Source organism: Actinomadura rudentiformis (genome assembly GCF_008923185.1).
Lineage (GTDB): Bacteria > Actinomycetota > Actinomycetes > Streptosporangiales > Streptosporangiaceae > Spirillospora > Spirillospora rudentiformis.
In genome coordinates this window covers 1-11,325 of sequence record NZ_WBMT01000042.1, presented here as the reverse complement: position 1 = coordinate 11,325, position 11,325 = coordinate 1, and the positions used below count along the sequence as shown (strand labels likewise).

Here is an 11,325-nt window from a genome sequence, read left to right as displayed (position 1 = left end):
GGGCCGCCCGGCGGGTCGGCGGCGCCGCCCGGTCCACCGGCAGGCTCACTCGCCGCGCCACGCACGCCGACGGCGCGGGCCGCAGCGGCCTCGGCAGCCTCATCGAGGCGGCCGCCGTCAACTCCACCGGTGACGCCCTCGTCGCGGTGGCCCTGGCCGGCACATTGTTCTTCGGGCTGGACGTCAACCAGGCCCGCGGCCAGGTGGCCCTCTACCTGCTGGTCACGATGGCCCCGTTCGCCCTCGTCGCGCCCCTCATCGGCCCGGCGCTCGACCGGATGCGGCACGCCCGGCGGTATGCGATCGCGGGGACGTTCGTGGCCCGCGGCCTGCTGTGCTGGGGCATGGCGGGAGCGGTCTCCAACAACGACGCGGTGACCTTCCTGCCCGCCGCGTTCGGCGTGCTCGTGTTGTCCAAGGCGTTCGGCGTGCTGCGCGCGGCCGTCACACCACGGGTCCTGCCCGACCAGATCACGCTGGTCACCGCCAATGCGCGCGCCTCGTTCGCCGGGCTCATCGCGGCGTCCATCGCCGCACCGGTGGCGGCGGGCCTCGCCGTGCTCATCGGCCCGGACTGGCTGCTCCGCATCGCCATGCTGGTCTTCCTGGCGGGCGTGATCTTCAGCATGCGTCTCCCGAACCACGTCGACTCCCCCGAAACCGCGCCCGCCCCCGCCCCGGAGGACTCGCCCCCCGCGCAGAAACGCCGCTGGCGGACGTTCCCCCGCGTAGGCCCGGCCGTGGCCGAGGCGATGGAGGCGAACGCGATCCTGCGGGCCTTCTCGGGCTTCCTCATCCTCTACCTGGCGTTCCTCCTGCGGCAGGAACGCTTCGACCAGGTCTCGGCGAACGTGGCGCTGGGTCTCCTGGCGGCGGCCGCCGGAGCCGGCGGCCTGGCAGGTACGGCCCTGGGCGCCTGGATGAAGGCCCGGGCGCCCCGGATCATCGTCTTCGGCACCCTCGCGTTCGTCACCGCCGTCACCGCGGTCAGCGCCGCCTTCTTCGGCCTCGTGGCGGCCCTGGCGGTCGCCCTCGCCGCCGGGCTCGGCCAGTCGCTCGGCAAGCTCTCCCTGGACGCCGTCGTGCAGCGCGAGATCGGCGAGGAGGTCCGTTCCTCCACGTTCGCCGTCTCCGAGACCCTGCACCAGCTCGTCTGGGTCATCGGCGGCCTGCTGGGCCTCGGCATGTCGATCGTCGCCGACGGGCGGCTGGCTCTCGCGATCGTCGCCGGCGTCCTGTCCCTGGCCTTCGGCGCCCTCCTGGTCCACCGCACCGGCGGTCGTCCCCTGCGCTCGCGGCTCAGCCTGGACGACGCGTCGGCGACCCCGGCCCGCCGCACCTCCTGACCGCCCGGCCCCCTTGACCGACCGACCTCCTGACCGACGGGGCGGAGGGTACGGCGTCCGTGTGCGCGTCAGGAGTGTGCGCGTCAGGAGTGTGCGCGTCAGGAGTGTGCGCGTCAGGAGTGTGCGTGCTAGGAGTGAAGGTCGTCGGCGACCGCGCGGAGCACGGTGGCGATCTTCTTCGCCTCGGCGGGCGCCGGGTGTTTGCCGCGGCGGTAGGTGTTGGAGATGCCGTCGAGCAGCTTGATGAGATCCTCAGTGATCAGCACCATCTCGTCGGGCTTCTTGCGGCGGGCCTTGGCCACCGCCTTCTCGACCGACGGCAGCGTGTCGAGCGCGCGCACCTGGAGCGCCTGCTGGCCGCGCCGGCCCTCGACCACGCCGAACTCCACGCGCTGCCCCGGCTTGAGCGCCGTCACGCCGCCGGGGAGCGCAGAAGAGTGCACGAAGACCTCACCGCCGTCATCGCGGGTGAGGAAGCCGAAACCCTTGTCGGCGTCGTACCACTTGACCTTGCCAGTCGGCACGGGGGACCTCGTTCAACTCTCGTCCTGAATTGGCCCCAAGATTAGCGCCCGGCCGCGAGGCGATGAACACACGAGCGACGGCTGGAGACAGCTGCGAGCCAACGGACAGAAGCTACAGGTGACCGGCGGCCATGGCATCCGGATATTCGGCCGGAACAGATCATCGCAGGAAGATTGCAGGCAGCGGCCACTATCGGCCGTCATCGCACCGACCGGTGACCCTGCTCGGCGGCTGGGAACCCGCCGAGCCATCCGGGGAACGCCAGCAGATCGGGAAGCACGATGTCGGCGCCGTACGCCGTCAAGGCCGCGCTGTCGAACGAGCCGGTGGCGACCCCGACCGCCACCGCGGCGGCGGCCCGTGCGGCGTCCACGTCGCCGGTGTGATCGCCGACGTACGCACCGGCCCCGAACCGGCGCAGGGCCACGCCTTTGTCGGCGCCGAACACCCCGCCCACCACCTCGTCGACGGCCAGGCCGAGATAGCGCACGGTCCGTTCGGTGTCCTTCTGGTTCTTGCCGGAGACCACGATCGTCCGCCCGCCGCGCGCCCGGACGGCGTCGATCGCCGCGACGGCGCCCGGCATCACCACGGTCGCCGGGATCGCGATGTCGGCGTAGATCGCCCGGTAGCGCGCGGCCATGGCCGGGACCTCGGCGGGCGGGAACCAGTAGCCGAGCTCGGTCTCCAGCGGCGGGCCGATCCTGGTCACCACCAGCCGGGTGTCGATCGGAACGCCGGTCTCGGCGGCCAGGGCGTCGTACACGGCGCTGATGCCGGCGCGCGTGTCGGCCAGCGTCAGGTCGAGATCGAACCCCACCGCGACCGCGGGGACATCGGCACCGCGAGAATCTAGGTCCAGCACGTCCCACAGGGTAAAGGGATAGGTATGACGGAGATGACACGGCTTCGGGCCCGAGCCCGGCCCTGTGCCTCCGTGCCCGCCAATGCCTCCGTACCCCCGATGTGGGGCCTGACCTGGACGCGCACCCGCGCCCCCCTGGTAGTGGCGATGCGACGGGATCCGAGTAGGAGGGCGCGGGAATCTGTGCGCGTCACGACCGTTCCGGTTTTGCATGACCAGAACTGGTTCTCCTGGCCGTCCGAAACGGCGTTTCGTGATCCGGATATACCCACCCCGGCAGCAGTAAACCGCGCTACCAGGAAAAACACGCAACCCGAATATCCACCCCTGCCCCCGGGGCTCGAACGACCCCGCCTGGCTCACAGGGAGGCGTCATGGCAGACGACAACGATCGCACTCCGACCACGGGCGAGACCAAGGTGGCCGGTCCCACGACCACCGGAACCTCCCACCGCGTACGGCGCCCGCGCGCCGAAGCCATGACCATGGCCCGCAGGCGCGCCGTGAACGCGGTCGCCTGGTTCGTCTCCCTCGTCACCACGGTCGTCGTGCTGATCCTCGCTGTGCACATCGTCTTCGTGGCGTTCGAGGCCAACACCGCCAACGACCTGGTCAACACGGTCGGCGACTGGGCGGACGATCTCGCCTGGCAGTTCAAGGACGTCTTCCAGCCCGACGACCACAAGGGCGAAGTAGCCGTCAACTACGGCCTTGCCGCCCTCGTCTACCTGATAGCCGGCCGCATCCTGACGTCCCTGGTCCGCCGCCTCGCCTGATGCCGCGTCCCGTCAGGCCGCCTCTGCCGGCGCCGCCTCGCCTGACGCCTCAGCTGAGTTCGCGGCCGGGGAAGCGGACGACCTCGAAGGGCCAGGCGGTGGTGACCCATTCGCGGGCGAACTCCTCCAACTCCTTCTCCAGGGTGGGATCGTCCTGGTCGGAGCGCACCCAGAACACCACGACGGCGTCCGCGTCGGGCTCGTCGGAGGGGGCCACGTGGATGCGCCCCAGCTGGCGTTCCTCGTCCGGTGTGGTCACCACGTAGCTGAACGATCGCCGGAGCTGGCCCTCCTTCTGGAGCCAGGCCACGTCGATCAGTGCCTGCTCGAAGGTGAACTCCGGCGAGGGCCACCCCCATTCGGGCCCGAACTGATCACGAAGGCGGTCCATGCTGCCCACGATCGCGCCGTAGTCCTTGACCACGTCGTGCACGGTGATGGGGCGGATCTGGAACCGCGGCCCGGCGACCAGGGTGGGGATCACGAAGTCCTCGGCGAGGAATTCAGGCATCGTCGATCCTTCCGGCAACGCCCCTACGGCGACAGGGCACGGAGAAACGAACTCTAGTAGCCCGTCCGCCGGTGCGAGACAGATCACGAATTCGGGCGTGCCTCGCGAGGAGCAAGGACTCCTGGTCGAACATGCCTTAGTGTTCTTGCGGAGGAATTACAGAACATGACGACATCTACGCGCGAGCGGATCGTGGCCGAATCGCTCCGGCTGTTCGCCGACCGGGGCTACGCCGCGACTTCGGTCGCGGAGATCGAGGCGGCCGCCGGTCTGTCCCCCGGCGCGGGTGGCCTCTACCGCCACTTCCGTTCCAAGGAGGAAGTGCTCGCCTCCGCCATCCGCGAGCACATCGACCGTACCCGGCAGCAGGTCAGCGAGGTGCTGGACCAGGCGGTCGCGTACGAGGACCGGCCGCTCGAAATCCGGCTCAAGATGACCTGCCAGGCCGGGCTGGCGAAGATGCGCGAGGAGCAGGACCTGATCCGGGTGCTGTTCCGCGACCTCGACCAGTTCCCGCACCTGGTGGCGGAGATGCGTGAGGGGATCGTCAACCCGCTGTACGACGGCATCGCCACGTGGCTGTCCGCCCAGCCCGAGTTCGAGGGCATCGACGAGGACTGGCCCGCCATCGCCTCCATCCTGGGCGGCGCCGTGGTCAATTACTGGCTGGCCAACGAGTCCATGTACGAGCCCCCGACTCGCATAGACGAAAAGCGCTTCGTGGCCAGCTGGGCGCGTCTCGGCCTGGGCCTGGTCAACCTGGAGAGGTCGACCGCCGCCTCTTCCTGAACGACCGTCAGCCGGTTCTTCTTCGGCGGAAGGAGGAGCGCCAGCCTTCGCGCAGCGCGTTCATGAGGCGGGCGAACGGACCGCGACTGTTCTCCTTTCGCAACTCGCGACGCAGCCGAGCAGCGCCGGAGGGGCTCCAGGTGAAGCGACGGGTCGTCCGGCCATCGCGGCGGACGGTGCGCACCGGGGCGCGCGCCCTGCGCGGCGGGCGTCCCAGCCGCGATGGGGCCTTGTTCGCAGAGCCCTCTTCCGCAGAGCCCTGATCCGCAGAGCCCCCTTCCGTAGAGCCCTGGCCCGTAGAGCCCTGTTCCGTAAAGCCCTGGTCCTTTGAACCCTGGTCCTTGGACTCCTCCTCCAGGGTTCTGACCTGGCCGTCTCCCAGGGCCGCCGAGGCCGTCGCCGCGCGGATCTCGTCCAGCCGGCGCCGCTCCCGCGCCACCAGGTACTTCGGATCGCCGAACCGCGCGAGGACCTGCCGGACCTGCCTGGGATCATTGCTACCGCGCCGATGTTCTTCGATTCGCCGGCGCAGCCGGCTGCAGAAGTCGAGCCGTTCCTGCGAACTGAGCTCGCCATGGGCGGCGTCGGCGACCTTCCCGAGATACTCAAGGATCAACTGCTCGGCAACCTCGGCCATAGCGCCACCTCGCTCCGGCAGTGCGCCCAGGGAGGCCCCCCGCCTCCTACGCTGATAGTGCCCGCCGAAGCACTGGGCACGCCACATTAAGTTTGGAGCGGGATGGACACGTACGCGGACTGGCTGCGCGCACGCAGCGATGACGAGCTGCGTGCGCTCCTGTCCGCCCGGCCAGAACTGGTCGCCCCCGTTCCCGCCGATCTCACCGCGCTCGCCGCCCGCGCCGCCACGCCCGCCGCGATCTCCCGTGCCCTCGATCGGCTCGACCGTTTCTCGCTGGCCGTCCTGGAGGCCCTGCTCGTTCAGTCCGGCGCGTCCACACCGACGGGCGCATCCGGGCAGAGCGCCACGCCCCAGCAGTCGGCCCTGCCAGCCGCGCTGAACGCCACGCCCCAGGAAACGGACGCCGCCCTTGAACGCCTGCGCCGTTACGGCCTGGCCTGGGGGAATGGAACGGCCAACCCGGCTCCGGGCGTACGGCAGGCGTTGCCGCATCCAGCCGGCTTGGGCCCGCCGGCGCAGGAGGTCTTCACCGCCTATCCCCTCGAACGCCTCACCACGCTGATCACGGATCTGGAGGGCGAGGAACCGCGGGGCTTCGCGGACGCCGCGCGGCTCCTGCAGCGCCTGGCGGCGATCCTGGCCGATCCCGAGCCCCTGATCGCCGACGCCGGCCCCGAGGCACGGGCGGCCCTGGAGCAGCTCGCCTGGGGACCCCCGGTCGGACGCGTCAACGACGCCCGCCGCCCGGTACGCGTGAAGACCGCCGAGACCCCCATCGAACGCCTGCTGGCCCGCGGCCTCCTCGCCGCCGAGGACGACCGCACGGTGACCCTCCCCCGGGAGGTGGCCCTCCATCTGCGCGGCGGTCGCCTCTTCCGCGACGTCAGCCCGCAGCCGCCCCCGCTGACCGGGGGCTCCGCCGCCAAACGGCCGGAAGACCTGGCGGTCCGGGCCGCCGCAGGCGAGGCGTTCACCGCCGTCCGCCAGACCGAGGAACTCCTCGAACGCTGGGGCGTCGAGCCGCCCGCCGTGCTGCGCAGCGGCGGGCTGGCGGTACGCGACCTGCGTGCCGCCGCCACGCTGCTGGACGTCGAGGAGTGGCGGGCGGCGCTCCTGGTCGAGGTCGCGTACGCGGCGGGCCTGCTGACCCGCAGCGGGGATCTGGACGGTGAATGGCTGCCGACCCCCGCGTACGACCTGTGGCTGCTGCGCGACATCGCCGGCCGGTGGACCGAGCTGGCGCGCGGCTGGCTGCGCACCGACCGCGCCGCCGGTCTCGCCGGTGAGCGCGACGATCGCGACCGGCTGATCAACGCGCTCAGCGAGGGGATGGTCCGAGGCGGAGCCCCGGCCATCCGGCGCACCACGCTCGAAGTCCTGGCCGAGGCGACCGGCGAGGCCCCCACCGCGGAGGCCATCAGTACGCGCCTGACGTGGCTACAGCCCCGCCGCAGCGGCCCACTTCGCGACCGCCTGGTCGGCTGGACACTGCGCGAGGCCGCCGCGCTGGGCCTCACAGGCTTCGGCCAGGTCGTCCCGTACACCCGTGATCTCCTCGACGGCGGCGACCCCGGGCCGCGCCTTGAGAAGCACCTCCCGGCTCCGGTCGATCAGGTCCTCATCCAGGCGGACCTGACCGCCGTCGCCCCCGGCCCGCTGGTCACCGACCTTGCTCGCGAGCTCGCGCTCTGCGCCGACGTCGAGTCCACCGGCGGCGCCACGGTCTACCGCTTCACCCCCGACTCGGTCCGGCGCGCCCTGGACGCGGGCCGGACGGGCGCCGACCTGATCGATTTCCTGACCCGGCACTCGGCGACGCCTCTCCCCCAGCCCCTCAGCTACCTGATCGAGGACGTCGCCCGGCGCCACGGCCACGTCCGCGTCGGCAGCCTCACCTCGTACGTCCGCACCGACTCCCCCGCCACCCTGGACGAGATCCTCGCCGATCGCCGCTCCGGCACCCTGCGCCTTTTCCGGCTGGCCCCGACCGTGCTCGCCTCGGCGCTGCCCCGCCAGGAACTCATCGACGCCCTCCGCACCATGGGCTTGGCCCCGGTGGCCGAGGCCCCCGGCGGCGGCGTGATCGTGACCCGCCCGGACGCGCACCGTGCGGAACCGCTGCCGAGCACCGAGATCGTCCGGCTCCGACCCGAAGCCAACGCCGACACCGCCATGATCTCCGCCGCCGTACGGGCACTGCGCGCGGGCGACGAGGCCACCCGCCACGGCGCCGAGCAGGCCCGCCTGCGCGCCGAGGCCCCTTCCGGCGAGCCGCCCCGTTCCCCCGCCATGGCCACCATCGAGCACCTCCGAGACGCGGTCGAACGCGGCGCCCGCATGTGGATCGGCTACCTGGACCAGCAAGGCCAGGCCTCCAGCCGCATTGTCGAGCCCGTGAGAATCGAAGGCGGCTTCCTGACCGGCTATGACGCCACCCGTGCCGCGGTCCAGCGTTTCGCCCTCCACCGCATAACCGGCGTGGCCGAAGTAGACTCCGCCGATCCAGCCACGGACGAATGAGCCGCAGCCGCCGGGCCGGCGGCCGTCAACCACCCAGGTTCACATCTTGCTGTAGTCGCGGGTCAGCCAGCGCTCAGGGCGTACACGAACGACAACCATGGTGTGGGCTACGTCCTTGGTGGATTCCAGGTACTGGGCGGCGCCTTCAGCGCCGAGGTAGCGCTCGGCAAGAGTGCGGCGTTCCTCCGGGTGAGCTTGCTCGACGGCGGTGACGGCGCCTTCCACGGAGACGTATCCGTAGGGCAACTGCTCGTTCTGGACCACCAGGCTGACGCGCCCGGCCTTGCGGATCAGGGACATCTTGCGGCTGTCCTGGCCGGTGACGAAGGAGATCTCGCCGCCCGGCTCGTACAGGTACCACACCGGCACGGCCAGCGGCGCCGCGCCGTCCTCCGCGGTGACGCTGAGGATCCCCACGTGCAGGTCGGCCAGGAAGCGCTCCCGCTCGGCCGCGTTCATCGCCAGGGTCATGATCGGTCCCTCGCTCCTAGGCATCAGGTCCTTTGATCAAGAATGCCAGACCGGTCCGCAATGAACAGGAACCAACAGATAACCTCCTCAGTCCAATGAAATGAGACACCGGGCGAGTAGCGTGCGATTCATGTGGGATTCATGCGGGGCAGGCCCGGTCCGATCGGTGCGGGGAGGTTGCCGATGAGCGGCTACGGAGGGCAACCGCCGGGGTGGAACGACCCGTACGGGCAGCCGCAGAACCCGTACGGCCAGGGCGGGGCAGGGCAGTCCGGCTGGGATCCCTACGGGCAGTACAGCCAGACACAGGGGTCGTACGGCTACGGCCCGCCCGGTGTGCACGGGCCACCGGCCAGCGAGGGCTCGGCCATCGGGGCCCTCATCGCCAACATCATCGTCACCCTATTCTGCTGCGGGGTGTTCGGGATCGCGGGGATCATCACGTCCGCGATGGCCATGTCCAAGGTCCGCACCGACCCCAATGCCGCCCGCAAGCTCATCACCTGGAGCTGGGTGATCTTCGCCGTCTCCCTCGTGATCGGTCTGATCATTTTGGTGGTCTACTTCGCGGTGATCGTCTCTGAAGCCGACTCGTCGAGCGGCAACATCTGATCGGCTGAGGCGGAAGCGGGCCTGGGAGGAGCTCGGGGGGCTCCGGGGGCTGGAGGGCCCGGGGGTCGGGGACTCGGGGTCGGGGACTCGGGGTCGGGGGCTCGGGAAGAGAAGGCGGGCCGCGGCTGTTGGAGTTCAGGCCGGGCCACCCGGCCGCGAGCCGGTATCCGGGCAGCCTGGCCGAGGCCCGGTATCAGTGGGCAACGCTCAGGTACCGTGCAGCAGGCGCACATCATCTTCCAGTCCCAACCGGGGGTTCCTTCCTGTGACCGACGGTCCGCTCATCGTCCAGTCCGACAAGACCCTGCTCCTCGAGGTCGACCACGAGCTGGCCGACGCGTGCCGCAAGGAGATCGCCCCGTTCGCCGAGCTGGAGCGTGCCCCCGAGCACATCCACACCTACCGCGTGACCCCGCTCGCTCTCTGGAACGCCCGCGCCGCCGGGCATGACGCCGAGCAGGTGGTCGACACACTGCTCAAATTCTCCCGGTACCCCGTGCCGCACGCGCTGCTGGTCGACGTGGCCGACACGATGGCGCGGTACGGACGGCTGAGGCTGGAGAAGCACCCCACGTACGGCCTCGTCCTGTCCTCCACCGACCGCTCGGTCCTGGAAGAGGTCCTGCGAGCCAAGAAGATCAAAGGCATGCTCGGCGACCGGGTGGGCGACGACACCGTGGTCGTGCACCCGAGCGAGCGCGGCGCGCTGAAGCAGGCGCTGCTGAAGCTGGGCTGGCCCGCAGAGGACGCCGCCGGGTACGTGGACGGCGAAGCGCACCCGATCTCGCTGGACGAGCAGGGCTGGGTCCTCCGCTCGTACCAGAAGGAAGCCTCGGACGCCTTCTGGCACGGCGGATCAGGCGTCGTGGTCCTCCCGTGTGGCGCGGGCAAGACCATCGTCGGCGCGGCCGCCATGGCCCAGGCGCAGGCCACCACGTTGATCCTGGTCACCAACACGGTGTCGGCGCACCAGTGGAAACAGGAGCTGATCAAGCGCACGTCGCTGACCGAGGAAGAGATCGGCGAGTACACCGGCACGAAGAAGGAGATCCGGCCGGTCACGATCGCCACGTACCAGATCATGACGACTCGCCGGAAGGGCGTGTACTCGCACCTGGAGCTGTTCGACGCCCGCGACTGGGGCCTGGTCGTCTACGACGAGGTGCACCTGCTGCCCGCGCCGATCTTCCGCATGACCGCCGACCTGCAGGCCCGGCGCCGGCTGGGCCTCACGGCGACGCTCGTCCGTGAGGACGGGCGCGAGGGCGATGTGTTCTCGCTCATCGGGCCGAAGCGGTACGACGCCCCCTGGAAGGACATGGAGGCGCAAGGCTGGATCGCCCCGGCCGACTGCGTCGAGGTACGGGTGACCCTGACCGACTCCGAGCGCCTGGCGTACGCGACGGCGGAGCCGGAGGAGCGCTACCGCTTCTGCGCGACGACCGACACCAAGACCAAGCTCGTCCAGGCCCTCGTGGACCGCCATCGCGGCGAACCGACCCTGGTCATCGGGCAGTACATCGACCAGCTGGACGAACTCGGCGAGCTGCTGGACGCCCCGGTCATCAAGGGCGAGACGCGAGTGCGAGAACGTGAACGGCTCTTCGACGCCTTCAGGTCGGGAGAGATCGACGTCCTGGTCGTGTCGAAGGTCGCCAACTTCTCGATCGACTTGCCGGAGGCATCCGTCGCCGTTCAGGTCTCGGGAGCGTACGGCTCCCGGCAGGAAGAGGCCCAGCGACTCGGGCGGCTGCTGCGCCCCAAGGCTTCAGGGCACGGAGCCCGCTTCTATGCCGTAGTGGCCCGGGACACCCTGGACCAGGACTACGCGGCCCACCGGCAGCGCTTCCTGGCCGAACAGGGCTACGCCTACCGGATCGTAGACGCCGACGCCGTTCTGGCCGGCGAAGACATCTGATCGGCTGCATAAAATGAGAAAGGCCCCGCCTCACGGCGGGGCCTTTCCTAATACGTGTCCGGCGGTGTCCTACTCTCCCACACAGTCTCCCGTGCAGTACCATCGGCGCTGAAGGGCTTAACTTCCGGGTTCGGGATGGGACCGGGTGTTTCCCCTTCGCCATAACCACCGAACGACCAACGCACAACCCCAAAACAGGGGCCGGCAAGCTTGTCGTCCGAGCCTGGCTCGGTATTTTGTTGTTGTCGCGGTTCCCGTTTGTTTTCTGGGAACCACACAGGGACGCGAACACTTCTCACAGCAGAGTGTGTCTTGTTTCGATTGGTTTGAACGTTGTGTGTGTTCAAGCCAC

The 11,325-nt window shown here is 70.1% G+C and carries 11 protein-coding genes and 1 rRNA gene; 6 read left to right on the top strand and 6 right to left on the bottom strand.

Annotated features, from left to right (window positions below; all coding sequences use genetic code 11):
- Window positions 1-1,346: MFS transporter (locus F8566_RS49395; RefSeq protein WP_225994239.1), on the top strand; the 1,346-nt coding region annotated here is incomplete at its 5' end.
- Between the two features lie 128 nt (window positions 1,347-1,474).
- Here F8566_RS49395 and F8566_RS52765 read toward each other — a convergent pair.
- Together F8566_RS52765 and F8566_RS49385 are read right to left on the bottom strand one after the other, a co-directional pair.
- The gene (locus F8566_RS52765) at window positions 1,475-1,870 is read right to left on the bottom strand and encodes a cold-shock protein (protein WP_151571419.1); all 396 of its coding nucleotides are present in this window, start codon (window positions 1,868-1,870) and stop codon (window positions 1,475-1,477) included.
- Between the two features lie 200 nt (window positions 1,871-2,070).
- A complete protein-coding gene (locus F8566_RS49385; protein ID WP_225994238.1) occupies window positions 2,071-2,736 on the bottom strand; it encodes an HAD family hydrolase in 666 nt (221 codons plus the stop codon).
- Between the two features lie 374 nt (window positions 2,737-3,110).
- Between F8566_RS49385 and F8566_RS49380 the strand changes: the two genes are divergently transcribed.
- On the top strand, window positions 3,111-3,512 hold the full coding sequence (locus tag F8566_RS49380; RefSeq protein ID WP_151571415.1) for a hypothetical protein: 402 nt from the start codon (window positions 3,111-3,113) through the stop codon (window positions 3,510-3,512).
- Window positions 3,513-3,561: 49 nt separating this feature from the next.
- Here F8566_RS49380 and F8566_RS49375 read toward each other — a convergent pair whose 3' ends face one another.
- Entirely contained in the window at window positions 3,562-4,023 is a 462-nt protein-coding gene (locus F8566_RS49375; RefSeq protein ID WP_225994237.1) for a GNAT family N-acetyltransferase, read from the bottom strand.
- Between the two features lie 165 nt (window positions 4,024-4,188).
- Here F8566_RS49375 and F8566_RS49370 point away from each other — a divergent pair, with 165 nt between their 5' ends.
- A complete protein-coding gene (locus F8566_RS49370; protein ID WP_192810297.1) occupies window positions 4,189-4,812 on the top strand; it encodes a TetR/AcrR family transcriptional regulator in 624 nt (207 codons plus the stop codon).
- Between the two features lie 7 nt (window positions 4,813-4,819).
- On the opposite strand, the gene F8566_RS49365 is transcribed toward F8566_RS49370, so the two are convergent.
- Complete coding sequence (locus tag F8566_RS49365) at window positions 4,820-5,449, bottom strand: hypothetical protein (protein WP_151571413.1); 630 nt, start codon at window positions 5,447-5,449, stop codon at window positions 4,820-4,822.
- 102 nt (window positions 5,450-5,551) lie between these two features.
- Here F8566_RS49365 and F8566_RS49360 point away from each other — a divergent pair, with 102 nt between their 5' ends.
- Entirely contained in the window at window positions 5,552-7,972 is a 2,421-nt protein-coding gene (locus tag F8566_RS49360) for a helicase-associated domain-containing protein (RefSeq protein ID WP_151571411.1), read from the top strand.
- A gap of 39 nt (window positions 7,973-8,011) precedes the next feature.
- Here the strand turns inward: F8566_RS49360 and F8566_RS49355 are convergent, their stop codons facing one another.
- The gene (locus tag F8566_RS49355; RefSeq protein ID WP_192810296.1) at window positions 8,012-8,443 is read right to left on the bottom strand and encodes a pyridoxamine 5'-phosphate oxidase family protein; all 432 of its coding nucleotides are present in this window, start codon (window positions 8,441-8,443) and stop codon (window positions 8,012-8,014) included.
- A gap of 183 nt (window positions 8,444-8,626) precedes the next feature.
- Between F8566_RS49355 and F8566_RS49350 the strand changes: the two genes are divergently transcribed.
- Window positions 8,627-9,055, top strand: a complete 429-nt coding sequence (locus F8566_RS49350; protein ID WP_151571410.1) for a CD225/dispanin family protein — start codon at window positions 8,627-8,629, stop codon at window positions 9,053-9,055.
- A 265-nt stretch (window positions 9,056-9,320) separates the two neighbouring features.
- A complete protein-coding gene (locus tag F8566_RS49345; RefSeq protein ID WP_151571408.1) occupies window positions 9,321-10,973 on the top strand; it encodes a DNA repair helicase XPB in 1,653 nt (550 codons plus the stop codon).
- A gap of 56 nt (window positions 10,974-11,029) precedes the next feature.
- Here the strand turns inward: F8566_RS49345 and rrf are convergent.
- Window positions 11,030-11,146 (bottom strand): 5S ribosomal RNA (rrf, locus tag F8566_RS49340).
- Window positions 11,147-11,325: the final 179 nt, after the last annotated feature.

Bases quoted from the DNA above. Each gene is read 5' to 3' on its own strand.
- F8566_RS49350 (WP_151571410.1), top strand. From the start codon at position 8,627: ATGAGCGGCTACGGAGGGCAACCGCCGGGGTGGAACGACCCGTACGGG.
- F8566_RS49375 (WP_225994237.1), bottom strand. From the start codon at position 4,023: ATGCCTGAATTCCTCGCCGAGGACTTCGTGATCCCCACCCTGGTCGCC.
- F8566_RS49360 (WP_151571411.1), top strand. From the start codon at position 5,552: ATGGACACGTACGCGGACTGGCTGCGCGCACGCAGCGATGACGAGCTG.
- F8566_RS49370 (WP_192810297.1), top strand. From the start codon at position 4,189: ATGACGACATCTACGCGCGAGCGGATCGTGGCCGAATCGCTCCGGCTG.
- F8566_RS49380 (WP_151571415.1), top strand. From the start codon at position 3,111: ATGGCAGACGACAACGATCGCACTCCGACCACGGGCGAGACCAAGGTG.
- F8566_RS49355 (WP_192810296.1), bottom strand. From the start codon at position 8,443: ATGACCCTGGCGATGAACGCGGCCGAGCGGGAGCGCTTCCTGGCCGAC.
- F8566_RS49365 (WP_151571413.1), bottom strand. From the start codon at position 5,449: ATGGCCGAGGTTGCCGAGCAGTTGATCCTTGAGTATCTCGGGAAGGTC.